Here is a 23,633-nt window from a genome sequence, read left to right on the forward strand (position 1 = left end):
TGATGCCGGCAAGCGCACCGGACCCGGTCACCCCGCTGTGGCGGGCGGCTCAGGTGTTCAGGTTGCTCAGTTGCATCTACGCGCTTGGCTTTCAGGTCGCGGTCAACGACGACCTCGACCGGCCCGCGATCGGATGGCTGCTGTTCGCAGTGCTGATGGGCTGGAGTATCGCCTGCGGGGTCGCCTACCTGAAGGGCTTCGGCCGTCGGCCCGTCTGGGTGCTGGCCGAACTGGCGATCGTGGTCGCGCTGATGTTGTCCACCGGCTTCGTCGCTTCCGAGCAGTGGGCGCTGAACAACCAGTCGTGGCCGACCACACTGTGGGCCACCAACGCGACGATCTCCGCGGCCATCCTGTTCGGTCCGATCTACGGAATGCTCGGTGGCTTGGTGGTTGTCGCGGCCAGCACGATGGCGAAGGGCGTGCTGAACTACGACCTCGGCCGTAATGCCACGGTGGTCATCGAACTCGCGGTTGGGCTGGGTGTCGGGATGGCCGCCCAGACGGCGCGGCGAGCCCACGCCGATCTGGAGCGGGCCGCCAAGCTGGCGGCAAGGACCGAAGAGAGGGACCGGCTGTCCCGGCAGGTGCATGACGGCGCCATCCAGGTACTTGCGCTCGTCTCCCGCCGTGGTCGCGAGATCGGCGGTGAGACAGCAGAACTGGCCGAGTTGGCGGGGGAGCAGGAGCGTGCGTTGCGACGCCTGGTCAGCAGCGCGGACGCCGAACCGCGAGTCGGTGAGATGACCGACATCGGCGCTCTGCTGCGGCAACGGGCATCGGACCGGGTGTCGGTCAGTGTGCCCGCCGATCCGGTCCTACTGGAGGCGGCCGTTGCCGAGGAACTGTCAGCCGCTGCGGGAAATGCGCTCGACAACGCGGCGGCCCACGCGGGACCAGACGCAAGGGCCTACGTGCTGTTGGAGGATCTCGGCGAGACGGTCACCGTGAGCATCCGCGACGACGGCGTCGGGATCGCGGACGGTCGGCTCGAGGAAGCCATCGGTGAGGGCAGGTTCGGAATCGCCAAATCGATTGTGGGACGGATGAAATGGCTGGGTGGCAGCGCGAAGTTGAACACCGGGCCGGGATGCGGGACGGAATGGGAACTGACGATACCCCGACGGTGATGGTGGTCGACGACCATCCGATCTGGCGCGATGCGGTGGCCCGCGACCTCGCCGATGACGGATTCAACGTGGTGGCGACCGCCGACGGGGTGGCGTCGGCGCGAAGGCGGGCGTCAATCGTGCAACCGAACGTCATCGTGATGGACATGCGCCTGCCCGACGGTGACGGCGCACAGGCGACCGCCGAGGTGCTCACCGTATCGCCGTCGTCGAAGATCCTGGTGCTATCCGCATCCGACGAACGCGACGACGTGTTGGAGGCCGTAAAGGCCGGTGCCACTGGATATCTGGTGAAGAGCGCCTCAAAGGCCGAACTCGGTGACGCTGTGCGGGCGACGGCCGAGGGCCGTGCCGTGTTCACCCCGGGCCTGGCCGGCTTGGTGCTGGGGGAGTACCGACGAATCGCCCAGGGTCCCGACCCGTCCGCGCCGAGTCTCACCGAGCGGGAAACCGAGATCCTGCGCCACGTGGCCAAGGGCTTGACCGCCAAGCAGATAGCCGCGCGCCTGTCGCTGAGCCACCGCACCGTGGAGAACCACGTGCAGGCGACATTCCGCAAGCTACAGGTCGCCAACCGCGTCGAACTTGCGCGCTACGCAATCGAACACGGCCTCGACGAATAGGCGGTTGGCCCGCGGAATCAGGTAGTCCTACTCATCCGCAGGCCACGGGGTCGTTGCGACGATGGCGCCATGACCGCACCGCATCACGCCGTCGTTTCCCGGCTCTCGGCCGATTTCGCCGCAATGTCCGAACAGTTCGCCAAGCTTTCTGCCGACATGACCGAATTGGACCGCGTGCTGGCCGAACGTCCCACCGTTCGGCAGCCCGCGCCGCTACCGGCGCCGCCGCCGCCGATGCTCATCCCTGCGCCGTATGCGCCGCCCGCCGCGGTGTACGCGCCGCCTCCGCCGCAGTGGCCTGCTCCGCCACCTGCTGCTCCTGCGCCCCCACTCACCCAGCCGCCATCCCCGCCGCGGGCCCCCAAGCCGCCACGCGACGCGAACTGGATCGGCAAGGTTCTCGCTGTCGCGGGCGTCGCGGTCACGCTCATCGGCGTTGTGCTGTTGCTCGTGCTCGCCGCCCAGGCCGGCATCCTGCGTCCCGAAATCCGCGTTGGCGCAGGCGCGTTCCTCGCCGGGGCGCTCGTGGCCGTAGCGGCTCGGCTGAACGGCCGCCCCGGCGGCCGGGTCGGTGCCATCGCACTGGCCGCGACCGGCGTCGCCGCCGCGTACATGGACGTCATCGCGGTCACCACCATCTACGGCTGGGTGTCGGCCCCCGTCGGGCTGGTGATAGCGGCCCTGATCGGTGGAGGTGGCCTCATGCTGGCCCGCCGCTGGGACTCCCAGCACCTCGGTCTGCTCGTGTTGGTCCCGCTGATCGTGCTTGCACCGGTCGTCACCGACGGCATCACGATGCTGTTGATCGCATTCATGCTCGCCATCTCGGCCGCTTCGCTGCTCGTACAGCTTGGCAAGGATTGGATCTGGCTGCATGCGGCCCGTATCACGGCGCCGACGTTTCCGCTTCTGATCGCTTTGGTCGCGGCACGATTCGGTGACGGCAACGACGCCTGGCTGGCCGGTGGATGCGGGGTAGCCGCGGTGCTTGCCGTCGCCGGAGCGCTGCTTCTGCTGCCGTCGACCGGCAACCGCGTCGCGATGGCACTGCTCACCATCGCCGGCGTGTTCCCGGTGCTGTGCGCGTCGGTGGCGCTCGCGCCGACCGTCGCCGCGTTGATGGCGGCCGGTTTGGCGGCGGGCCTGCTCGCGATCGTGCTCGTCGGCGACCGCCTGCCCGGCGTCTCGAAGACCGTCCGGCAGATCTGGTCGGCGTCGTCGGCGGTGTCGGCCTTGATCGCGGTGACGGTCGCCTTCCAGGGAGAGGTCGCCACGCCGGTGCTGTTGGCGATGGCCGTCGTGGTCGCCGTCGCCGGGCGCCGGGACGGTGTGGCGCGCGTGGTCGCCGTCGGCTTCGCTGTCGTCGGCGGACTTCTGTACCTCAGCTACGCACCGCCGACCGCGTTGGTGCGTGCCACGCTGCTGTCGACACCGGATTCGGTTGCCATATTGATTTCCAGCGTCCTGCTGGTCACCGCCGTCGCCGCGATCATCTGGTCGTGGATCGGTCGGGGAGTGCTCGACATCGATGCGGTCCGCGCTCTATTGGCGGCGCTTGCGGTGACGGTGGTGTATTCGGTGACCACCTTCACCGTCACCGCCGGAGTGTTGGCCGGCGGTCAGAGCGGTGGATTCTTCGCAGGCCACATGGCCGCGACCATCTGCTGGATCGCGATGGCCGCTGCTCTCTTCGTCTACGCCGCCCGGCGGCCCCGAGATGACCGGTCGCTGCCCATAGCGGGGGGCATGGCGCTGGTGGCCGGGTCGATGGCCAAGCTGTTCCTGTTCGACCTCGGCACGCTCGACGGCATGTTCCGGGTCGCCGTCTTCATTGTCGTCGGGCTGGTTCTGCTCGGCATGGGCGCCGGATATGCGCGGCTGCTCGCCGCACAGGACCAGCAGCAGGTGTGACATCTGCCACAGGCTATTCTGGAGTCATTCCAAATTAAGGAGGCGTTGAACCAATCATGAGTACACGTCGAACCGAAGCCGAAATCCAGAACTTTCAAGCGTCCACCCAGCTCAGCGACGATCTGCAGCGCGTGCTGGTTGACCTCGTCGAGCTCCATCTCCAGGGCAAGCAGGCGCACTGGAATGTCGTCGGGACCAACTTCCGGGACCTCCATCTGCAGCTCGACGAACTCGTGGACTTCGCGCGCGAAGCCAGCGACACCATCGCCGAGCGGATGCGTGCGCTCGACGCGATCCCCGACGGCCGCTCCGACACGGTGGTCGCAGGCACCTCGCTGCCGCAGTTTCCGGCCTACGAGCACAGCACCGGCGAGGTCGTGGACCTCATTACCGCCCGGATCTACGCAACAGTCGACACGCTGCGCACGGTGCACGACGAGGTCGACGGCGAGGATCCAAGCACCGCCGACATCCTGCATCAGCTCATCGACGGCCTGGAGAAGCTGGCCTGGCTGATCAAGTCGGAGAACCGCAAGGTTTAGGCGTTTGTCACCGACGCAGCGGGTATCCCACGCGCGTGACAGTGACACGAGACATTCACGCGTCGCGCCGGCAGGTGTGGGACATTTTGGCCGACGGCTGGACGTACTCCCAGTGGGTCGTCGGCAACAGCCGGATGCGCGCGGTAGATCCGAACTGGCCCGCGCCCGGCTCGAGGATCTTGCATTCAGTCGGCGTGTGGCCGTTTTTGATCAACGATGAGACGGTCGTCGAGAAAAGCGTTCCGCTTGAGGAACTGGTTCTGCGCGCCAAGGGCCGCCCACTTGGAGAGGCCCGAGTCATCCTGCGGCTCAGCGACATACCCGACGGGTGCCGGGTCGAGATGGAGGAGTTTCCGGTCAGCGGGCTTGGGGCCGTGTTGCCAAGCCGGCTGTCGGATATGGCTGCCTGGCCACGCAACCGCGAGACGCTGCGGCGGCTCGCCGCAATAGCCGAACGGCGGAAACCGTCAGAAGTCAGGGACCGCTGACCGACTGCAATTCGGCCGCATGCGAGGTGTGCCCGTTGCGTCTGCCGACCAGATACCAGGTGTGCATTGGGCCCTTGCCCTTGACGTCGACGACTCCGCGCTCCTCGAGCACGTAGTCGTTCTTCAGTCGTTCATACATCGACTGCGGAAGTTGAATTCGGCCTTCGACGTCCGTTGACTCCATGCGCGATGCGATGTTCACCGCGTCACCCCACACGTCGTAGAAGAACTTGCGCGCGCCGACAACCCCCGCCACGACCGGGCCGGTGGCCAACCCGATGCGCAGCGGCACCGCCCGGCCCTGCGCGTCCTTCAGGTCAGCGACCGCTTCTGCCATGTCGAGGGCAAGGCACGCAATGGCCTGGACGTGATCTGGCCGCGGTTGCGGCACTCCGCTGACCACCATGTACGAGTCGCCGCTGGTTTTGATCTTCTCCAGACCGTGCCTATCGACGAGGGCGTCGAGGTCGGTGTACAGCGTGTCCAAGAACCGCACCAGCTCGGTCGGCGCGGTATCGCTGGCCCGTTTGGTGTATCCGGCGATATCAGCGAACAGGATCGAGGCGTCGTCGTACTTGTCGGCGATGATGTTGCGCGTCGGGTCCTTGAGCCTGCTCGCGATGGACGCCGGCAGGATATTGGCCAGCAACGACTCTGAACGCTGGTACTCGGCTTCCATCGCCTTCTCGGCGCGGTCGATCTCACGCAACGCGAACCACACCGTCGCCATCACCATGACCGCCGATCCGATGACGGAGCTGACGAAACCGACCGTGAGCGTCCATGGCGGACCGAGATGCCTGTCGTTGGGAACGAGGAGCTCGAGCGCGATGACGCCTGCCGCGCCGAAGGCCGCGATCATCGACGCCAGCACGATGCGCTCGATCCCGAAGACCAGTACGACGAGGGTGGCCGCCACCAGGAAATAGAACTGCAGGCCCGAGCCCGTTCCGATCGTGTAACAGATGTATCCGACGGACAGGTATGCGAAGACGAAGAACGTCAGTGGTGCGATCAGTTCACCGAACCGGTACAGCAGCGGCACCGTCAGGAAAGCCGCCCCGAACATCAGGTTGAGCAGCCCCACCCACCACGCCGGGCCGCCGAGCAGCAATTGGAAGATGGCGAACGCGACGCTGATGGCCGCGGCGATCCACGTCGCGATCTTGAGCACGCGGAACCGGCTGGCGACGCTTTCGGCGTAGTGCTGAGTCCGGGCCGGCACCGAAGTCTTCAGTGCCAGCTCAGGCATGCAAACCGAGCGCGCCCTGCGCGTCATGGCAAAAGCCTACTTCGCGGGGTCGGCCGAAAGCCCGGCCATGTCGCGAGCGCGCAGGGCCAACCACAGCTCATGACGGTTCTGCGCCGAATCCATGCGCCTGCCGGTGAGCCGTGCCGTGGGGCGACATCTTCGCCAACGAACCGATCTGCGTGGGCCCGGCTTCTGGCTTGGTGTTCGTCACTGGCAGTTTGCTGACCAAGTCCACTGCAAGCGACGTGATGGCGGAGTGGGACCGCCGCCAGCAGGGCGCAGGCGCAGGCTGAGCAATAACGGATGCGACAATTCAGTGCGGCGTTGTAAGGTTGCCCGGAACCGTTGGCTGATCGTGGGGGCTAGCTTTGGACCGGTGGTGGATCCGTAGCGCGGCAATCGGTTGTGCGTTTGCCTCGTGCGCGATGGTCGTCGGGCCGGGCGTCGTCGGCCCCGCGGTCGCACATGCCGACCTCTTCGGGTTCGATTTCTGCGGCGACGACGACAAATCCGATCTGCACCATCCGCGGCCTGGGTCCGAGGTGAGCGCACAAACAACGCGGACAGCCGGGGTCGCGGATGCAGCAGCGCCGACTGCGAAGGTCGGCAGCCTGCCAGAGAACGTCGACGTCCCTGCAAGCGCCGAACTCCGCTCGGCCGTGGGCGTCCCCGAGAACGTCGGTGTCGCCGAGAGCGCCGGCGGCGGCGCAGTCGGAGTGCCCCGCACCAACATCACGGGTCGGGCCGCAAATCTTCCCCGCGTGTCATCTGCTCCGGTGACCCGCAGCATCGTGATCCGCGGAGTTCCGCGAGCCGTCGCCCCCGCCTTCGTGCCGCCGACATTGCGTCAAGCGCCTGTCGCCATCGGTTTGGCCGCGCCGGCGCCGGTCTCACCGGAACCGGAGGGCCAGCCTGCGCCCGCCGCGCCACCGGCTCCGTCTCCAACGGCGCCGCAAACGAAAGATCCACTCGCGTCGCGCCATTCAGGCATAGCCCGAATCTCCGACTCGTACCGGGCCGGGTACGCGGACCACCTCAGGGCAGCGACCGTCAGCGATCTGTTCGCGGAAGCACTGCCGGGGGTGGCGGGCATTGCGGGGTTCACACTCATCGGCGCATTCGCGGGCTACCGCCAGGCCAGGGCCCTGAAGCGAGCATTGCTCGCCCCTGTGCCGACGAGCGTCTTGCTGTAGGACCTGGTTTAGTCCTACCCGGTTTTTGGGTATGTCTCTGCGGCGTTTCGAGGTGTCTCACACGGTAGGAGCACGGAGCATGATCAGGCTGGCGGCGCGAGGTGCGATTGGATGCGCGATGGCCTGTGGTGCGCTGCTTGTCGGCCCCTCGCTGGTCGGTACCGCGGTCGCGAAAGCGGATCTGCTCGGTGTCGGCGGGGGTGGCGGCGGCATCGACGTGCTCGGCGTCGACGTGTTGGGCGCCAAGGCGAAGGGTAGCGGCGGCTCCGGCTCCGCGTCCCGTCTGAGCACCGTCTCGACTGCGCCCAGTACGCGCAGTGTCGTGATCCGCGCGAAAGAACCGGCGGCACAACCCGATGCGACAGCCGTGCCGGCGGCATTCACCGTTCCTGTAGCCGAAGCGCCTGCTGTAGCGCTGAGCGCGCCCGTTGTCGACGCGATTCCGGCCGCGCCACCGCCCGCGGCGCCGATGGCTGCGACCGGTCCGTCGTCCATCCAGCCGCCTGCTGCGCCGGCTGTCCTTTCCCCGGCGCCCCTGGCTGCACCGGCAATCCCGTCGACAAGTGCACCTGGACCGGATCGTCCGTTCGGACCTGCCGATATCCATCCACGACTGACGAAGGTGCCCGACAGCTTCCGGGCCGGCTATCCGGAGTACCTGCGATCAGCCACCAACACCGATCTGCTCGTCGCAGCCGTGCCCGGTGTCGCGGGTATCGCCGGATTCACGCTCATCGGTGCATTCGCGGGCTACCGCCAGGCCAAGGCAGTACAGCTGGCGTTGCTGGCGCCGGTGCCGACAAGCTTTCTGCTGTAGCGAGATGTAGGGCACGGTGCCCTCGGTGAGACTCGAACTCACACTGTCTGGGTTTTGAATCCAGTTCCTCTGCCAATTGGGATACGAGGGCGCGGCCTTCCACCATAGAGGATCCCCCGAGGTCGCTGACTCGGCCCGCGACCGCCACAATGGCACCCATGACCGGCACAACGACTGACGATGCCAAGCCGCACCGCGTTCTCATCGCGGAGGATGAAGCCCTTATCCGGCTCGATCTTGCCGAGATGCTTCGCGAGGAGGGTTACGAGGTGGTCGGCGAGGCCGGGGACGGGCAGGAAGCCGTCGAATTGGCCGAGAAACTCAGGCCCGACCTGGTGATCATGGACGTCAAGATGCCGCGCCGGGACGGGATCGACGCGGCGTCCGAGATCGCAGACAAACGCATCGCCCCGATCGTCGTGCTCACCGCATTCAGCCAACGTGAGCTCGTCGAGCGCGCACGCGATGCCGGTGCCATGGCGTACCTCGTCAAGCCGTTCTCCATCAGCGACCTGATTCCGGCTATCGAGCTGGCGGTCAGCCGTTTCGGCGAGATCTCGGCGCTGGAGCAGGAAGTTGCGACGCTGTCGGATCGACTGGAGACACGCAAACTGGTTGAGCGGGCGAAGGGTTTGCTCCAGGCCAAGCATAAGATGTCCGAACCCGAGGCGTTCAAGTGGATTCAACGGGCGGCGATGGACCGCCGGACGACGATGAGGCGGGTTGCCGAAGTCGTGCTGGAGACACTCGACGCGCCCGAAGACGCCGCGCCGCCGAGCTAGCAATACCCGGAAAACGCGCACTACGGCCATGTGTTGGCTATGTTCTTTGCGAAGCGTCAGCGCCCTGGCTCAGGAGAGCCGGATCGTCGATGCCGATGAAAACATCGAGTCGGAGGTGAAACGTGCGCGGTCGCGTGGCACGGAGCGCAGTAGCGCTCGGTAGCGCAGGACTTGTGGTGCTCAGCATGGCTGCCTGTCAGCAGTCCAAGCCCGAACAAGGGACATCACAGACAGATCTGAAGATCGTCGAGCAGGTACAGATCGACGAGAACGGCGGAGAGGTCAAGGCCACGGCGGGCGCTGCGGCCGCCGACCCGGCCGGCGACGGTAAGGCGAACTGCCCGCCGGTGTCGATCGCCATGGCGGGCGCGCTCAACGGCCCTGATGCGGCACTCGGCATCAACATCAAGAACGGCGTGCAGCTGGCCATCGACAAGCACAACGCCGCCAACCCCGGCTGCCAGATCCAGCTGAAGCCCTTCGACACCGAGGGAGACCCGCAGAAGGCCACTGCGATCGCACCGCAGATCGTCGACGATCAGTACACGATCGGCCTCGTCGGCCCGGCGTTCTCGGGCGAGACCAAAGCCACCGGAGGCGTGTTCAACCAGGCGGGCCTGGTGGCCGTGACTGCCTCGGCGACGAACCCGACGCTCAGCGAGAACGGCTGGAAGACGTTCTTCCGCGGTCTGGCGAACGACGCCGTTCAGGGCCCGTCGGTCGCGAACTACCTCAAGAACGGGCTGAGTTACAAGAAGGTCTGTGTGATCGACGACAGCACCGACTACGGCCTCGGCCTGGCGACGGCCGTGCGTGACACGCTGGGCCCGCTCGCCGACTCCGGATGCAACATCTCGGTGAAGAAGGGCGACAAGGACTTCTCCGCCGCGGTCACGCAGGTCAAGGGAGTGAGCCCGGACGCCGTGTTCTACGGCGGCTACTACTCGGAGGCGGCTCCGCTCGTCCAGCAGCTCAAGGACGGCGGCTTCAAAGGCACCTTCGTCAGCGCCGACGGCACGAAGGACCCGCAGTTCGTTAGTCAGGCCGGCGAGGCGGCCAAGGACGCCATCCTGTCCTGCCCGTGCGGCCCGGCCACCGGGGCGTTCGCCGATGAGTACAAGAAGAAGTTCAACGCCGATGCGGGCACCTACAGTGCCGAGGGTTTCGACCTGGGCACCATCCTGGTCAAGGGCATCGACTCGGGCGCGATCACCCGGCCCGCGTTGCTCGACTTCGTGAAGAACTACAACGGCCACGGCGTGGCACGTAACTATCAGTGGACGCCCACCGGTGAGCTCACCACCAATTTGATCTGGATTTTCAAGGTTCAGTAAACCTGCAGCGAAACGCGTCCGAGACCTGAAGTCTCGGACGCGTTTTCGCTTCGGCTAGCCTGCGCGAGGAGCCCGCCACCGGATGAATTTGATTCCCCCTGACTGCGTCGACCAGTACGCCTGCCTGGCTGCGAACATCAACTTCAACCTCGAGAATCTGCGAAGCGGCTTCTGGCAGTTGACGATCGACGGTTTCTCGTGGGGAGCCATCTACGCACTGGTGGCCGTCGGCTACACCCTGGTGTTCGGTGTGCTGCGGTTGATCAACTTCGCGCACTCCGAAATCTTCATGCTGGGCATGTTCGGCGCCTACTTCGCGCTCGACGTCATCCTGGGTTTCACGCCGAGCGGCAACGCCTACAACAAAGGCATCTTGCTGACGGTGTTGTATCTCGGGATCGCGATGTTGTTCGCGATGCTGGTGTCGGGCTCGGCCGCGGTCGGACTGGAATTCATCGCCTACCGGCCGCTCCGAAGACGCAACGCACGGTCGCTCACCTTCCTGATCACCGCGATCGGCATGTCGTTCGTGCTGCAGGAGTTCGTGCACTTCGTTCTGCCCAAGCTGCTCAAGGGTTATGGCGGCAGTAACGCGCAGCAGCCGATCATCCTTGTCCAGCCGAAGACGCAGTTCACCATCTTCGGTGGCTCGGTGTCCAACGTGACCCTGGTCATCATCGTGGCGGCGTTGGTCTTGGCGGTGCTGACCGATGTCGCGATCAACCGCACGAAGTTTGGCCGAGGCATTCGCGCCGTCGCACAGGACCCGACCACGGCCACGTTGATGGGCGTCTCGCGCGAGCGCATCATCATGACGACCTTCTTGATCGGCGGCCTGCTGGCCGGCGCTGCCGCGCTGCTGTACACGCTGAAGGTTCCCCAGGGCATCATCTACTCCGGCGGATTCCTGTTGGGTATCAAGGCCTTCTCGGCCGCCGTGCTCGGCGGCATCGGCAACCTGCGCGGTGCGCTGCTCGGCGGCCTGCTGCTGGGCATCATGGAGAATTACGGGCAGGCCGTCTTCGGCACTCAGTGGCGCGACGTGATCGCCTTCGCGCTGCTCGTACTGGTGCTGCTGTTCCGGCCCACCGGGATACTCGGTGAGAGCCTCGGGAAGGCACGCGCATGAACAGACTCTTGGCGCCTGGCGACGGTCTGCGGCAGTGGTGGGACGGCCTGTCCCGGATCCAGAAATGGGTGTTCGGTGTGCTGCTCTTCGGCGCTGTCGCCCTGCTGCCGCTGCACACCCCGCCGTTCCTGGACACGCCCGGCATCAGCTTCGGCGGCACCATGGCGCAGTTCGCCATGGTCGCGATCATCGCGATCGGGCTCAACGTCGTGGTCGGCCAGGCCGGCCTGCTCGACCTCGGCTATGTCGGCTTCTACGCCGTCGGCGCCTACACCGTCGCTCTGCTCACCAGCCCGGACAGCCCGTGGAATCAGGTCGGTCCGAACGGGTTCTTCAGCACCCCGTGGGCCTGGTTGTCCTGTGTGCCACTGGCGATGGCGATCACCGCGATGGCCGGCCTCATCCTCGGCATTCCCACGCTGCGGTTGCGGGGCGATTATCTGGCGATCGTCACGCTCGGGTTCGGCGAGATCATCCGCCTGATGGCCGACAATCTTTCCGACATCACCAACGGCCCGCGGGGCCTCAACGAGGTGGCGTTCCCTCGCGTCGGGGAGAGCGAGAGACTGCCCGAGGGCGTCTTCTCGAGCGCGAACTCGACGGGTCACGCAAACTACGGCACCTGGTGGTTCTGGCTGGGCCTGATCCTCATCGTGATGATCCTCATGCTCGTCGGCAACCTGGAACGCAGCCGGGTCGGCCGTGCCTGGATCGCGATCCGGGAAGACGAGGACGCCGCAGAAGTGATGGGCGTCAACACCTTCCGATTCAAGCTGTGGGCGTTCGTGATCGGCGCCGCGATTGGCGGACTGTCCGGAGCCCTGTACGCCGGACAGGTGCAGTACGTCGCGCCGCCGACGTTCAACATCATCAACTCGATGCTGTTCCTCTGCGCGGTCGTGCTCGGCGGGCAGGGCAACAAGCTCGGTGTGATCTTCGGCGCGTTCATCATCGTCTACCTGCCCAACCGTCTGCTGGGTGTCGAGTTCCTCGGCATCAACCTCGGCGACTTGAAATACCTGTTCTTCGGGCTCGCGCTCGTGGTGCTGATGATCTTCCGGCCGGAGGGTCTGTTCCCGGCCCGCCAGCAGCTGCTGGCCTACGGCAGGGCCGCGCGCGATCTGCTGCGGTCGGGCCCGCGCGAGAAGGAGCCGGCCGCATGACCACCCCGATACAAGGTGCAGACGAAATCGTCGAGGAGTTGGCCGGCGTCCATCGTGAGATTCACGCCGCAGAGGGCGAAGTCTTGCTGCAGACACAGGATTTGACCGTCAAGTTCGGCGGACTGACCGCACTGGATTCGGTGACGTTCGACATTCGGCGCGGCGAGATCCTCGGCATGATCGGCCCCAACGGAGCGGGTAAGACGACGTGCTTCAACGCGATCACCGGCGTCTACCGGCCCAGTTCCGGCTCGGTGATCTTCGACGGGGCGCCGCTCGGGCGCATCAAGCGGCACCAGATCACCCGCAGGGGGATCGCCCGCACCTTCCAGAACATCCGGCTGTTCGGCGAGATGACCGCGCTGGAGAACGTCATGGTGGGCACGGACGCCCGACATCACACCTCGGTGCCGGGTGCGCTCGTGCGCACGCCGCGACACAGGCGTGAGGAACGCTCGGCGGTCGAGCGCTCGGTCGCGCTGCTGCATTTCGTCGGAATAGCGCACCGCGGCGAGGAGAAGGCGAAGAACCTGCCCTACGGCGACCAGCGGCGCCTCGAGATCGCGCGTGCGCTGGCGACCGAACCCAAGTTGTTGTGCCTCGACGAACCGGCCGCCGGATTCAATCCGAGCGAGAAGGCGGCGTTGATCGATCTCATCCGTAAGATCCGCGACGACGGCTACACGGTGCTGCTCATCGAGCACGACATGCGATTGGTCATGGGGGTGACCGACCGGATCGTGGTGCTGGAGTTCGGCCGGAAGATCGCCGACGGACTGCCCGCCGAAATCCGCGAAGACCCGAAGGTCATCGCCGCCTACCTGGGGGTACCCGATGACGAACTCTCCTGACACCGGCGACCGGCCCGTCCTGCTCGAGGTCCGCGACGTCGTCGTGCACTACGGCCGCATCCAGGCCCTGCACGGCGTTTCCCTGGTGGTGCGGCAGGGCGAGTTGGTGACCCTGCTCGGTTCCAACGGTGCGGGCAAGACCACGATCATGCGAGCGATTTCGGGGCTGCGGCCGCTGACGTCAGGATCGGTGTGGTTCGAGGGGGAGGAGATCTCCCGGGTGAAGGCGCACCGGCGGGTGACCGATGGCCTGATTCAGGCGCCGGAGGGCCGCGGCGTGTTTCCCGGCATGACCGTGACCGAGAATCTCGAGATGGGCTGTTACGGCCGCAAATTCCCGTCGAAGGCTGAACACACCGAGCGCCTCGACTGGGTTTTGGAGACCTTTCCCCGGCTCGCCGAACGGAAGACCCAGATCGGTGGCACGCTGTCCGGCGGCGAGCAGCAGATGCTGGCGATCGGTCGGGCGTTGATGGCGCGCCCGCGCGTGCTGCTGCTCGACGAGCCGTCAATGGGTTTGGCGCCCATGGTGATATCGCAGATATTCAAGATCATCGCCGATATCAATTCGCAGGGCACCACGGTGCTTCTGGTCGAGCAGAACGCCCAGCAGGCGCTGACCCGCTCGGATCGCGCGTACATTCTGGAGACGGGTGAGATCACGCGCGAGGGTAACGCTCGAGAGCTGTTGGAAGACGACAGCATTCGCGCGGCATACCTCGGCGTCGCCTAACCCCGCGAGCGTGCGTGTTTGCACACGACACGCCGCGAAAAATCGTGAGTTTGTGCACGTTCGCGGCGCGTGAGCGGGCGATGATCCGATAAGAATGAAGCGTGCCCAACCGCATCCAGTCCCTGTTCGGCGTCGAGTATCCGGTCGTTCAGGCGCCAATGACCTACATCGCCCGGGCCGAACTCGCCGCTGCGGTGTCCGAAGCCGGCGGCCTCGGCATGATCGAGACGCTGACACCTGAAGGCCGGTCTGACCTGCACCGGGTCCGTGAGCTCACCGACAAGCCCGTCGCGGCGAACCTGATGATCCAGCGCTGGAAGAGGGACCCGTCGATCGTCGATGTGCTGGCCGAGGCGGGTGTGCGCCACGTCTTCAGCTCCGCCGGTGACCCGGCGTTGTTCACCGGGCGGCTACACGAAGCAGGCATGACCGTCGTGCACGTCGTCGGTTCACTGCGATCGGCGATGAAGGCCGTCGACGCCGGCGTCGACGCGCTGGTGGTCGAGGGGGTCGAGGGCGGCGGATTCAAGTCGGCCCTTAGCGCGTCGACGATGGTTCTGCTCCCGCTCGTCTCCAACTGCATCGACCTGCCGATCATCGCAGCCGGCGGTATGTGCGACGCACGCTCCGCGGCTGCGGCGGTGGTACTCGGCGCCGAGGGAGTACAGATGGGCACGCGCATGCTGGCAAGTCGAGAAGCTCTGGTGCACAGCAATTTCAAGAATGCGATTGTCGCCGCAAACGATTCCGGCACAGTGCTTCTCGACCTTCGGGGTAATCCGACGATGCGGGTCCTTCGCACCGGATTGGCTGCACGCGTCACGGCGCAAGAGCGCGGCGTGCAGCTGCTCGGCAAGATCACCGATCTGTACTTCGACGGCGATATGGAGGCTAGCGTCGCCAACACGGGTCAGGTGTCGTCGCGGATCGACGAGCTGCTGCCGGTTGCCGACATCGTCCATAGCACGTGGACTGAGGTCGAGGCTGTGCTGAATGCTGCCAGAGCCCGGATTTAGAGCGATTCAGGCGTGCTGAGCGTGCGCAAAGTTCCGTTAGGGTACGGCGTGTCGGGCGCAGACACGCGCGCTCGCGCAGAAGGGGTGATCAGCGGGCGACGATCACCGAGGAGCCGTGTCCGAACAATCCCTGGTTGGCTGTGACGCCGACGGTCGCGCCCTCGACCTGACGGCCCGTCGCCTGGCCCTTCAGCTGCCACGTCAGCTCGCACACCTGCGCGATCGCCTGCGCGGGAATCGCTTCGCCGAAGCAGGCCAGGCCGCCCGACGGGTTGACCGGCACCTTGCCGCCGATCGTGGTCGCGCCGCTACGCAGTAGCTGTTCGGCTTCGCCCTTGCGGCACAGGCCGAGGTGCTCATACCAGTCGAGTTCCAGCGCGGTCGACAAGTCGTAAACCTCGGCCAGGCTGACATCGCCCGGCCCGATACCGGCCTCGGCGTATGCCGCGTCGAGGATCTGATCCTTGAACACCCGCTCCGGCGCGGCCACGGCTGCAGTGGAATCGGTTGCGATGTCCGGTAATTCGGGTAGATGCTGCGGATACTGTGGCGTGACGGTGCTGACCGCCCGCACCGACGGGACGCCGTCGACCGATCCAAGGTGCTTCTCGGCGAACGACTTGCTGGCCACGATCAGCGCGGCCGCTCCATCGGAGGTCGCACAGATGTCCAACTGCCGCAGGGGATCCGCCACCACCGGGCTGGCGAGAACGTCCTCCACCGAGCTCTCTTTGCGGTAGCGCGCATTCGGGTTCTGCAGCCCGTGCCGGGCGTTCTTGACCTTGACTTGCGCGAAGTCCTCCGAGGTGGCGCCGTAGAGGTCCATCCGCCTGCGGGCGAGCAGCGCGAAGTACACCGGGTTCATCGCCCCGATCAGGTGGAAACGCTGCCAGTCGGGATCGTTCCTGCGTTCACCGCCGACCGGCGCGAACGCCCCCTTCGGCGTGGTGTCTGCACCGATGACCAATGCGACATCGCAGAAACCCGCGAGGATCTGCGCACGAGCGCTCTGCAGGGCCTGCGATCCGCTGGCGCATGCGGCGTAGCTCGAACTGACCGGGATGCCGTTCCAGCCCAGCTTCTGGGCGAACGTCGAGCCGGCGATGAAGCCCGGATAACCGTTGCGGATGGTGTCCGCGCCGGCCACCAGCTGGATCTGGCGCCAGTCCAGGCCCGCCTCGGCGAGCGCGGCACGTGCCGCCACTACTCCGTACTCGGCGAAATCGCGGCCCCATTTGCCCCACGGGTGCATGCCCGCGCCCAGGATGTACAGCGGTTCGGGACTCATTCGGCGCCGCCCTTCTCGCTCCTCGCGTCCGCGATCTTCCATGCGTGCACGATGCGCTCGACCCCGTCATCGTCGACGAACAGCGGCATGGTGGTCAGTTCCATCTCCATGCCGACCTGCAGGTCGGCGGCCAGGGTGCCCTCCACGACCTTGCCCAGCACGATCAGCCCTTCATCGGCCAGCTCCACGGCGGCAATCGCGAAGGGCTCGAACGGATCTGATGCGGGATACGGCGCTGGAGGCGGATACCGGTTCTCGGTGTAGCTCCACAGCGTTCCTCGGCGCGACAACGGCACCTGGGCCAGGTCGTCGCCGTCACAGGCCGGGTTGGGGCAATTGTTCGACCGCGGCGGGAAAACGTAGGTGCCGCACCGATGGCACTTGCCGCCTATCAAATAGGCCTGTCCCGAGCCGTCGGTGGCGAACCAGCCGTCGATCGCAGGTTGGGTAGAAGCCGACACGCGGTCAGCGTACCGACTGCGACGGCAGAACTGAAACGTGTTCCAGTTCGACGCTCGAAGTCATCTTGGGAGTGGCGGCGGACGATCCGATCTGGACGGCTCGTGCAGCGGATGGGTCAGTCGATGGCCGTCGGGCAGCAGTTCCGCACGTTCCTCGGTCACTGAGCCAACTCGGCCCGCCACCGCCCGGTGCCGCGCCGGCGGCCGGCGAGCCGGGAGCGCGACTGATCTAGCGACGCCCGACGTCCAGCAGGATGCGCAACAGGTCGTCGGGATTGTCCCGCATCAGGTTGTGCGCCCCGTCGAGTTCGTGGACGGTCCAGTTCGGGTCGTCCTTGACCCTCTCGTAGGACCGTCGCAGCGGCGAATCTCCCGGCCAATTAAGCGCATACACGAAGTCGCGCCGCCGGAACCGGTTCATGTCCGCAGTCAGCGTGATCCGCTGGAGAAGCGACGCAAGCGGATGGGCGCTGGCCCGCGGGTCGAAGAACGGCATCGGAGGCACGCCGTAGCCGGTGTCGTCGACATCGAGGTACCAAGCACGCTGCTCGTCGTTGACGAGATGCCAGCAGGATTCACCGTCGCGGGGCACGAACGCGTCGAGATATACCAAGGCGTCGACCTTCTCGGGGATGCGGTCGGCGACTGCCGATATCACCATGCCGCCGTAGCTGTGCCCGACCAGAACCAGATCCTCGATATCGGACTCGGTCGCCAGGGCGGCCAGCACGTCGGTGATGTGGGTTTCCAGATTGACGCCGGCGTGCGCGAGGTGTGCGCGTTCGGCGACGCCGGTGAGCGTGAAGCTCAACACCCGGTGGCCTTCCTCGCGCAGAGCGGCCGCGACATCGTCGAAGCACCAAGCGCCGTGACAGGCGCCGGGGATGAGGACATACGTGGTCATGACCGACTCTTGTCTGCGTTTGTATCGGTCCGGTACCTGGCAGTGACGCGGGCCAGCTCGTCGGAACGTCGAGTTGTCCCTGCGCGGTGCATGTCGCGGTTGGCCTTCACCACCTCCGCCGTCTCGGGACGACGCCGGTGTTCGTAGCGGCGCAGCCCGTGTTCGAAGTCGCGCGACAGTTCCTGGGCCAGCACCGCCGCGTCGACGATCGCCTGCGAACCACCGTTCGCGCCAACGGGATTCATCGGGTGCGCCGCGTCGCCGAGGAGTGTGACCCGGCCGCGGCCCCAGCACGGAAGCACGTCGCGGTCGACCATCGGGTACTCCAGCACCGGTTCGGTGCGACGCACGAGATCGGCCGCGTCGAGCCAGCCGAGATTCCACTGCTCGAGGTGATGCAGCACCTCGGAACGGTTCCCCGGCTGATTCCATCTGGCGTCACCGGGCAGCGCCCCCGGATCTCCGCCTGGCAACATCACCACCCAGTTGATCTGATCGTTCCCCATCGGATACACGACCAGATCGATATTGTCGGCGCTCTTGACGATCGACATGGTTCGGCCGTCCAGGAACGCGTCGCCGTCGACCGCGCCGCGGAACATTCGCAGCCCCGACCACAGCAGCGGGTCCGGTTCCGGGTGGAGCACCCGGCGAACGGTTGAATGGATGCCGTCGGCGCCGACCAACACATCGGCGGCGAACTCACCGGCAGACGTCTGAACGTGTACACCGTCGACCGACTCCTCTAAGGCCGCCACCTCTGTGCTGTCACGAACAACGCCGGGGCGTCGACGGTCCCGAAGCGACGAGAGCAACAGAGCCTGCAGTCGTCCACGGTGCACGGAGTACTGCGGGTAGCCATAGCCCCCGTCAACTCCGCGCGGCTCCCGGAACAGAAGCGTGCCGTCGGTGTCCGTAGTAGGAGATGGCGCCAGGAGCCACGGCGATCCGCGACAATTCTTCGCCGAGTCCGAGCGCGTGAAGTTCGCGAACGGCGTGCGGCAACAGGTTGATACCGACGCCCAGCGGACGAAAGTCCGTGCGTTCGATGACGGTCACGTCGATGCCTATGGCGTCTAGCGCAAGGGCGGCGGACAGTCCGCCGATTCCCGCCCCCGCCACGAGAACGTTCTCGCTCATATCCCCAGACTGAGCCGACCCTTTCCATAAGTCCAATACGGAATTGTTCACCAAACTATAATGATTGCTTATGGAACTTCGGCAGCTTGAGTACCTGGTGGCCGTTGCCGAGGAGGGCAACTTCACCAGGGCGGCAGAGCGCATCCACGTCGCTCAGCCCGCGGTGAGCGCACAGATCAAGCGGCTGGAACGCGAACTCGGACAGGCGCTGCTCGACCGGACTCGCCGGGCGGTGCGGCTGACGCCAGCCGGCGAAGCGGTACTGCCGCATGCGCGGGCCGCCTTGGCGGCGGTGCAGAACATGCATGTCGCCGCGGACGAACTCAGCCAGTTGGTGCGGGGCGCCGTCACCATCGGCACGGTGACGTCACACAATGTCGACATCCCGCAACTGCTGGCCGACTTTCACGCCGACCACCCCAATGTCGAGATCACGCTGAGCACTGACACGTCCGACAACCTCATCGACGATGTTCGGTCTGGAAAGCTGGATGCCGCGATCGCCTCGGTCGGTCCGGACGAGGTCCCCGAGGGACTCGGTGTCGAGGTCGCCACCGACGAGGCGATCGAAGCCGCGGTGTGCCGCACGGATCCGCTCGCCAAGCGGAAGAAGGTCCGCCTGGCCGACTTACACGACAGGACGCTCATCGCATTGCCGATCGGAGCGGGCATCCGGCATCAGTTCGATCGCGCCTGTGCCGGGGCCGGCCTCACCCCGCGGATCGCATTCGAGGCCAGCACCCCGCTGGCCTTGGCGGATCTGGCCGCACAAGGCCTCGGCGTCGCAATCGTGCCGGAGTCGGTGCCGCGAGGTCGCGACGACCTGCAATCGTTGCCGTTCGTTCCGGAACTGCGTGGTCGGCTGGTGCTGGCGTGGCGCTCGGAAGGACCGATCAGCCCGGCAGCGCGTGTTCTGATCGATAGGGCTCGTCGGCTACTGCGTGTCAGCGACCGTGCATAGAGTAGGGCCGTGACCGCAAGCGTAACGGCCGAGAAGGTGACCGAAAAGCCGACATTGATGCTGTTGGACGGCAATTCGCTGGCGTTCCGGGCGTTTTACGCACTGCCCGCCGAGAACTTCAAGACCCAGGGCGGCCTGACCACCAACGCGGTGTACGGGTTCACCGCGATGCTCATCAATCTGCTGCGCGACGAGCAGCCCAGCCATATCGCCGCCGCGTTCGACGTGTCCCGCCAAACGTTCCGGTTGGAGAGATACCCCGAGTACAAGGCGGGCCGGTCTGCCACCCCCGATGAGTTCCGCGGTCAGATCGACATCACCAAAGAGGTGCTCGGTGCGCTGGGTATCACCGTGCTGGCCGAGCCCGGCTACGAGGCCGACGATGTGATCGCCACGCTGGCGACGCAGGCCGAGAACGAGGGCTACCGGGTGCTTGTGGTCACCGGCGACCGCGACTCGCTGCAACTGGTCAGTGGCGACGTCACGGTGCTGTATCCGCGCAAGGGCGTCAGCGAGCTGACCCGATTCACGCCGGAGGCGGTACTGGAGAAGTACGGGCTGACCCCACTGCAGTATCCGGATTTCGCGGCGCTGCGCGGCGACCCCAGCGACAACCTGCCCGGCATCCCCGGCGTGGGGGAGAAGACCGCCACGAAATGGATCGCCGAATACGGTTCGCTGCAGGCCCTCGTCGACCAGGTCGACACCGTGAAGGGCAAGGTCGGCGACGCGCTGCGTGCCAACCTGTCGCACGTCGTGCTCAACCGTGAGCTCACCGATCTCGTCAAGGACGTGCCGCTCGCGCAGACCCCCGACACGCTGCGCATGCAGCCCTGGGATCGCGACCAGATCCACCGGCTGTTCGACGATCTCGAGTTCCGGGTGCTGCGGGATCGGTTGTTCGACACGCTGGCGTCGGCCGATCCGGAGGTCGACCAGGGTTTCGACGTGCGCGGAGGCGCGCTTGAAGCGGGCGAGCTGGGCGGCTGGCTCTCCGAGCACACCGCGGGCAAGCGGTCCGGTTTGGCAGTTATCGGAACCCACCTCGCGTTCGACGCGGACGCGACGGCGCTGGCAATCGTCGCAGGAGACGGCGACGGCCGATACCTCGACACGACGGACCTGGACTCCGACGACGAGGCGGCGCTCGCTTCGTGGCTCTGCGATGTGGAGTCGCCGAAGGCGCTGCACGAAGCGAAGGTCGCCATCCACGACCTGGAGGGCCGCGGCTGGACGTTGCGCGGTGTCACGTCGGACACCGCGCTGGCCGCATATCTCGTCCGCCCCGGCCAGCGCAGTTTCACGCTCGACGATCTGTCGTTGCGATATCTGAAGCGGGAACTGCGCGCGGATAACCCTGAACAGCAGCAGCTTTCGCTGCTCGACGACAGCGACGGGGTGGACGACCAGGCGGTCCAGACATCCATCCTGCGCGCCAGTGCGGTGATGGATCTCGCCGATGCGCTCGACGAGGAGCTTGCGCGTATCGAGTCCTCGTCTCTGCTCGGCGACATGGAGCTGCCGGTGCAACGCGTGCTGGCCGAGATGGAGACGGCGGGCATCGGCGTGGACCTCGGCCTGCTCTCGGAGCTGCAGAGCGAGTTCGCCGACCAGATCCGGGACGCCGCCGAAGCGGCTTACGGAGTCATCGGCAAGCAGATCAACCTCGGCTCGCCCAAACAGCTGCAGGTGGTGTTGTTCGACGAGCTCGAGATGCCGAAGACCAAGCGCACCAAGACCGGCTACACCACTGACGCCGACGCGCTGCAGTCGCTGTTCGACAAGACGGGCCACCCGTTCCTGCAGCACCTGCTCGCGCACCGCGACGTCACCCGGCTGAAGGTCACCGTTGACGGGCTGCTCAACTCGGTCGCCTCGGACGGTCGGATCCACACCACCTTCAACCAGACCATCGCCGCGACGGGCCGGCTGTCGTCGACCGATCCGAACCTGCAGAACATCCCGATCCGCACCGATGCCGGCCGCCGGATCCGCGACGCGTTCGTCGTCGGCACAGGCTTCGAAGAGCTGATGACGGCCGACTACAGCCAGATCGAGATGCGCATCATGGCGCATCTGTCGCATGACGAGGGCCTCATCGAAGCGTTCCGCACCGGTGAGGACCTGCACTCGTTCGTCGCATCACGGGCGTTCTCCGTTCCGATCGACGAGGTCACCGCCGAACTGAGGCGCCGGGTCAAGGCGATGTCCTACGGGCTGGCGTACGGGTTGAGCGCCTACGGCCTCGCCGCGCAACTGAAGATCTCCACCGAAGAGGCCAAGGTGCAGATGGAGCAGTACTTCGACCGGTTCGGCGGGGTGCGCGACTACCTGCGGGACGTCGTCGATCAGGCCCGGAAGGATGGCTACACCTCGACGGTGTTCGGCAGGAGGCGGTACCTGCCGGAGTTGGACAGCAGCAACCGCAATGTCCGCGAGGCGGCCGAGCGGGCCGCGTTGAACGCCCCGATCCAGGGCAGCGCCGCCGACATCATCAAGGTGGCGATGATCGAGGTCGACAAGGCGCTCAAGGACGCCGGGCTGAAGTCACGCATGCTGCTGCAGGTACACGACGAATTGCTCATCGAGGTCGCGCAAGGGGAACGCGACGACGTCGAGAAGCTGGTCCGCGACAAGATGGGAAGCGCATACCCGCTCGACGTGCCGCTGGAGGTATCAGTCGGCTACGGCCGGAGCTGGGACGCCGCGGCGCACTAACGACCAGCGCGATACCCCGCAAGGGCTTGTAGCACCGGCGCAGCCGCCCGGGCGCCATAGACCGCGTAGGTCTCCTCGGTCAGCAACGCATTCACCCGCTGGTCCCCGAAGCCCCGGTCGATGCGGTCGCGGACGAACGCCAGCTCGACCACCTGGGCGGCGAACGTCTTGACCGATTTGGCAGCCGGCTTGCCGCCGGTCCGGCTCGCTTGGCCGATGGCCGCCTTGCGGTGGCGGATGGAGCCCAACCAGGTCGCCTCGTTGGGAGTCAGCAGCCCCGCCGCCACCATGCCGGGCAGTTTCTCGGCGACGATCCGCTGCTCCTTGCGCCTGCTGGCCACACCCAGCCAGATCACCAGCCCGAAGATCGGCACCATCCACAGCAGGTACACCCCGAAGTACGCCCCGACACCGAGCAGGGACGAGCCGTTCCACAGACCGTGCATGATCACCGCGCCGAGGTAGCCGAGCAGGATATAGCCGAACTTGGCGAGGGCGTTTCGGTGTTGCAGCGCAAACCACACGCCGATTCCGAAGAATGTGGTGAACAGCGAGTGGGCGAACGGCGCCATGATTAGCCGCATCGCCGCGGTCAGCAGCGAGTCGCCGACCGTCTCTCCGCCACCGATGTAGAGGATGTCCTCCAGCCATGCGAATCCGGCGCCCACCAGGCCGGCGTACACCAGGCAGTCGGTCAGCGAGTTGAGCTCATTGCGGCGCCGCCCGGTCATCATCAGCAGCAGGAACAGGCCTTTGGCCGCCTCCTCCGTGAGCGGCGCGCCGAGCACGATGGTCACCGGGCTGACCGATTCCGACGCACCGGGGTTGATCGCGGCCTCGGCGACCAGCTGCAGTATCGAGGCGATGACGACGGCGACCGAGGCGCCCCACAGGAAGACCAGCACAAGCAGTCGCGGTGGCTCCGGCTCCCAGCGGTCCAACCAGAGGTAGGCCAGCACGACCACTGTCATCGCGAGGCTGGACAGGACGAATCCGATCGCCGTCCCGACGGGATTGAACGCGGTCAGCGCGATCACGATGAGACCTGCAATGGTGCCCAGGAGGATCAGCACAGCCAGCGGCGCGCCGACCTTGCGCACCTTCTTCTGGATCGGCGGATACGGCGGAATGAATTGACGTGGCTGCTGCGGCGGACCGGCATACGACACCAGAGCAGGGTATCGGTGAGCGGCGCCT

General features: G+C 66.1%; 24 protein-coding genes and 1 tRNA gene. 17 read left to right on the forward strand and 8 right to left on the reverse strand.

Annotated elements, in window-relative coordinates; translation table 11 throughout:
- The first annotated feature begins 2 nt into the window (after nt 1-2).
- The 5 genes from macS to QOC76_RS26485 all read left to right on the forward strand — a co-directional run bounded on the left by macS (nt 3) and on the right by QOC76_RS26485 (nt 4,694).
- A complete protein-coding gene (gene macS, locus QOC76_RS26465) occupies nt 3-1,130 on the forward strand; it encodes a MacS family sensor histidine kinase (protein WP_526362051.1) in 1,128 nt (375 codons plus the stop codon).
- On the forward strand, nt 1,103-1,753 hold the full coding sequence (locus QOC76_RS26470; protein ID WP_526362053.1) for a response regulator transcription factor: 651 nt from the start codon (nt 1,103-1,105) through the stop codon (nt 1,751-1,753). The genes macS and QOC76_RS26470 overlap by 28 nt, the downstream gene beginning before the upstream one ends.
- Before the next feature lie 69 nt (nt 1,754-1,822).
- Complete coding sequence (locus QOC76_RS26475; protein WP_526362055.1) at nt 1,823-3,664, forward strand: DUF2339 domain-containing protein; 1,842 nt, start codon at nt 1,823-1,825, stop codon at nt 3,662-3,664.
- Between the two features lie 56 nt (nt 3,665-3,720).
- Nucleotides 3,721-4,206 (forward strand): Dps family protein, encoded by a 486-nt coding sequence (locus QOC76_RS26480; protein ID WP_526362057.1) that lies wholly within the window; start codon nt 3,721-3,723, stop codon nt 4,204-4,206.
- A 35-nt stretch (nt 4,207-4,241) separates the two neighbouring features.
- On the forward strand, nt 4,242-4,694 hold the full coding sequence (locus tag QOC76_RS26485) for an SRPBCC family protein (protein WP_526362059.1): 453 nt from the start codon (nt 4,242-4,244) through the stop codon (nt 4,692-4,694).
- Here QOC76_RS26485 and QOC76_RS26490 read toward each other — a convergent pair.
- Complete coding sequence (locus tag QOC76_RS26490) at nt 4,681-5,973, reverse strand: adenylate/guanylate cyclase domain-containing protein (RefSeq protein WP_526362061.1); 1,293 nt, start codon at nt 5,971-5,973, stop codon at nt 4,681-4,683. The two genes, QOC76_RS26485 and QOC76_RS26490, sit on opposite strands and share 14 nt — an antisense overlap.
- A gap of 113 nt (nt 5,974-6,086) precedes the next feature.
- Here QOC76_RS26490 and QOC76_RS26495 point away from each other — a divergent pair, with 113 nt between their 5' ends.
- From QOC76_RS26495 to QOC76_RS26505, 3 genes are all read left to right on the forward strand, one after another.
- Nucleotides 6,087-6,239 carry a hypothetical protein gene (locus tag QOC76_RS26495; protein WP_526362063.1) on the forward strand — a complete coding sequence of 51 codons (153 nt, stop codon included), beginning with the start codon at nt 6,087-6,089 and terminating at the stop codon, nt 6,237-6,239.
- A gap of 132 nt (nt 6,240-6,371) precedes the next feature.
- A complete protein-coding gene (locus QOC76_RS26500; RefSeq protein ID WP_526362065.1) occupies nt 6,372-7,139 on the forward strand; it encodes a hypothetical protein in 768 nt (255 codons plus the stop codon).
- A gap of 79 nt (nt 7,140-7,218) precedes the next feature.
- Nucleotides 7,219-7,956 (forward strand): hypothetical protein, encoded by a 738-nt coding sequence (locus tag QOC76_RS26505; RefSeq protein ID WP_526362067.1) that lies wholly within the window; start codon nt 7,219-7,221, stop codon nt 7,954-7,956.
- Nucleotides 7,957-7,973: 17 nt separating this feature from the next.
- Here the strand turns inward: QOC76_RS26505 and QOC76_RS26510 are convergent.
- A tRNA-Leu gene (locus QOC76_RS26510) sits at nt 7,974-8,047 on the reverse strand.
- A gap of 67 nt (nt 8,048-8,114) precedes the next feature.
- Here QOC76_RS26510 and QOC76_RS26515 point away from each other — a divergent pair.
- From QOC76_RS26515 to QOC76_RS26545, 7 genes are all read left to right on the forward strand, one after another.
- The gene (locus tag QOC76_RS26515; protein WP_526362069.1) at nt 8,115-8,738 is read left to right on the forward strand and encodes a two-component system response regulator PdtaR; all 624 of its coding nucleotides are present in this window, start codon (nt 8,115-8,117) and stop codon (nt 8,736-8,738) included.
- 122 nt (nt 8,739-8,860) lie between these two features.
- Nucleotides 8,861-10,072: a branched-chain amino acid ABC transporter substrate-binding protein gene (locus tag QOC76_RS26520; RefSeq protein ID WP_526362071.1), complete on the forward strand. Its 1,212-nt coding sequence runs from the start codon at nt 8,861-8,863 to the stop codon at nt 10,070-10,072.
- 82 nt (nt 10,073-10,154) lie between these two features.
- A complete protein-coding gene (locus QOC76_RS26525; RefSeq protein ID WP_526362073.1) occupies nt 10,155-11,201 on the forward strand; it encodes a branched-chain amino acid ABC transporter permease in 1,047 nt (348 codons plus the stop codon).
- The gene (locus QOC76_RS26530) at nt 11,198-12,364 is read left to right on the forward strand and encodes a branched-chain amino acid ABC transporter permease (protein WP_526362075.1); all 1,167 of its coding nucleotides are present in this window, start codon (nt 11,198-11,200) and stop codon (nt 12,362-12,364) included. The genes QOC76_RS26525 and QOC76_RS26530 overlap by 4 nt, the downstream gene beginning before the upstream one ends.
- Nucleotides 12,361-13,215, forward strand: coding sequence for an ABC transporter ATP-binding protein (locus QOC76_RS26535; protein WP_526362078.1), 855 nt, complete (start codon nt 12,361-12,363; stop codon nt 13,213-13,215). Before QOC76_RS26530 ends, QOC76_RS26535 begins: the two co-directional genes overlap by 4 nt.
- Complete coding sequence (locus tag QOC76_RS26540) at nt 13,199-13,948, forward strand: ABC transporter ATP-binding protein (protein ID WP_526362080.1); 750 nt, start codon at nt 13,199-13,201, stop codon at nt 13,946-13,948. Before QOC76_RS26535 ends, QOC76_RS26540 begins: the two co-directional genes overlap by 17 nt.
- A gap of 101 nt (nt 13,949-14,049) precedes the next feature.
- Nucleotides 14,050-14,964, forward strand: a complete 915-nt coding sequence (locus QOC76_RS26545; RefSeq protein ID WP_526362082.1) for an NAD(P)H-dependent flavin oxidoreductase — start codon at nt 14,050-14,052, stop codon at nt 14,962-14,964.
- A gap of 88 nt (nt 14,965-15,052) precedes the next feature.
- On the opposite strand, the gene QOC76_RS26550 is transcribed toward QOC76_RS26545, so the two are convergent.
- The 5 genes from QOC76_RS26550 to QOC76_RS26570 form a co-directional block, all read right to left on the reverse strand.
- Nucleotides 15,053-16,294 (reverse strand): lipid-transfer protein, encoded by a 1,242-nt coding sequence (locus QOC76_RS26550; RefSeq protein ID WP_526362084.1) that lies wholly within the window; start codon nt 16,292-16,294, stop codon nt 15,053-15,055.
- On the reverse strand, nt 16,249-16,713 hold the full coding sequence (locus tag QOC76_RS26555) for a Zn-ribbon domain-containing OB-fold protein (protein ID WP_526362086.1): 465 nt from the start codon (nt 16,711-16,713) through the stop codon (nt 16,249-16,251). The genes QOC76_RS26550 and QOC76_RS26555 overlap by 46 nt, the downstream gene beginning before the upstream one ends.
- A gap of 229 nt (nt 16,714-16,942) precedes the next feature.
- Nucleotides 16,943-17,617, reverse strand: coding sequence for an alpha/beta fold hydrolase (locus QOC76_RS26560; RefSeq protein ID WP_526362088.1), 675 nt, complete (start codon nt 17,615-17,617; stop codon nt 16,943-16,945).
- The gene (locus QOC76_RS26565) at nt 17,614-18,375 is read right to left on the reverse strand and encodes an FAD-dependent oxidoreductase (RefSeq protein WP_526362090.1); all 762 of its coding nucleotides are present in this window, start codon (nt 18,373-18,375) and stop codon (nt 17,614-17,616) included. Before QOC76_RS26565 ends, QOC76_RS26560 begins: the two co-directional genes overlap by 4 nt.
- Nucleotides 18,376-18,487: 112 nt before the next feature.
- Nucleotides 18,488-18,757 (reverse strand): FAD-dependent oxidoreductase, encoded by a 270-nt coding sequence (locus QOC76_RS26570; protein ID WP_526362092.1) that lies wholly within the window; start codon nt 18,755-18,757, stop codon nt 18,488-18,490.
- Nucleotides 18,758-18,827: 70 nt separating this feature from the next.
- Between QOC76_RS26570 and QOC76_RS26575 the strand changes: the two genes are divergently transcribed.
- Both QOC76_RS26575 and polA read left to right on the forward strand, forming a co-directional pair.
- Nucleotides 18,828-19,718 (forward strand): LysR family transcriptional regulator, encoded by an 891-nt coding sequence (locus tag QOC76_RS26575; protein WP_526362094.1) that lies wholly within the window; start codon nt 18,828-18,830, stop codon nt 19,716-19,718.
- 57 nt (nt 19,719-19,775) lie between these two features.
- Entirely contained in the window at nt 19,776-22,436 is a 2,661-nt protein-coding gene (gene polA, locus QOC76_RS26580; RefSeq protein ID WP_526362137.1) for a DNA polymerase I, read from the forward strand.
- On the opposite strand, the gene QOC76_RS26585 is transcribed toward polA, so the two are convergent.
- Nucleotides 22,433-23,605, reverse strand: a complete 1,173-nt coding sequence (locus tag QOC76_RS26585) for a PrsW family intramembrane metalloprotease (RefSeq protein WP_526362096.1) — start codon at nt 23,603-23,605, stop codon at nt 22,433-22,435. The genes polA and QOC76_RS26585 overlap by 4 nt on opposite strands.
- Nucleotides 23,606-23,633: the final 28 nt, after the last annotated feature.

This window comes from Mycobacterium sp. (assembly GCF_032159565.1).
Taxonomy (GTDB): Bacteria; Actinomycetota; Actinomycetes; order Mycobacteriales; family Mycobacteriaceae; genus Mycobacterium.

Bases quoted from the DNA above. Each gene is read 5' to 3' on its own strand.
- macS (WP_526362051.1), top strand. From the start codon at position 3: ATGCCGGCAAGCGCACCGGACCCGGTCACCCCGCTGTGGCGGGCGGCT.
- QOC76_RS26470 (WP_526362053.1), top strand. From the start codon at position 1,103: ATGGGAACTGACGATACCCCGACGGTGATGGTGGTCGACGACCATCCG.
- QOC76_RS26475 (WP_526362055.1), top strand. From the start codon at position 1,823: ATGACCGCACCGCATCACGCCGTCGTTTCCCGGCTCTCGGCCGATTTC.
- QOC76_RS26480 (WP_526362057.1), top strand. From the start codon at position 3,721: ATGAGTACACGTCGAACCGAAGCCGAAATCCAGAACTTTCAAGCGTCC.
- QOC76_RS26490 (WP_526362061.1), bottom strand. From the start codon at position 5,973: ATGACGCGCAGGGCGCGCTCGGTTTGCATGCCTGAGCTGGCACTGAAG.
- QOC76_RS26500 (WP_526362065.1), top strand. From the start codon at position 6,372: ATGGTCGTCGGGCCGGGCGTCGTCGGCCCCGCGGTCGCACATGCCGAC.
- QOC76_RS26505 (WP_526362067.1), top strand. From the start codon at position 7,219: ATGATCAGGCTGGCGGCGCGAGGTGCGATTGGATGCGCGATGGCCTGT.
- QOC76_RS26515 (WP_526362069.1), top strand. From the start codon at position 8,115: ATGACCGGCACAACGACTGACGATGCCAAGCCGCACCGCGTTCTCATC.
- QOC76_RS26525 (WP_526362073.1), top strand. From the start codon at position 10,155: ATGAATTTGATTCCCCCTGACTGCGTCGACCAGTACGCCTGCCTGGCT.
- QOC76_RS26530 (WP_526362075.1), top strand. From the start codon at position 11,198: ATGAACAGACTCTTGGCGCCTGGCGACGGTCTGCGGCAGTGGTGGGAC.
- QOC76_RS26535 (WP_526362078.1), top strand. From the start codon at position 12,361: ATGACCACCCCGATACAAGGTGCAGACGAAATCGTCGAGGAGTTGGCC.
- QOC76_RS26540 (WP_526362080.1), top strand. From the start codon at position 13,199: ATGACGAACTCTCCTGACACCGGCGACCGGCCCGTCCTGCTCGAGGTC.
- QOC76_RS26550 (WP_526362084.1), bottom strand. From the start codon at position 16,294: ATGGAAGATCGCGGACGCGAGGAGCGAGAAGGGCGGCGCCGAATGAGT.
- QOC76_RS26560 (WP_526362088.1), bottom strand. From the start codon at position 17,617: ATGACCACGTATGTCCTCATCCCCGGCGCCTGTCACGGCGCTTGGTGC.
- QOC76_RS26570 (WP_526362092.1), bottom strand. From the start codon at position 18,757: ATGAGCGAGAACGTTCTCGTGGCGGGGGCGGGAATCGGCGGACTGTCC.
- QOC76_RS26575 (WP_526362094.1), top strand. From the start codon at position 18,828: ATGGAACTTCGGCAGCTTGAGTACCTGGTGGCCGTTGCCGAGGAGGGC.
- polA (WP_526362137.1), top strand. From the start codon at position 19,776: ATGCTGTTGGACGGCAATTCGCTGGCGTTCCGGGCGTTTTACGCACTG.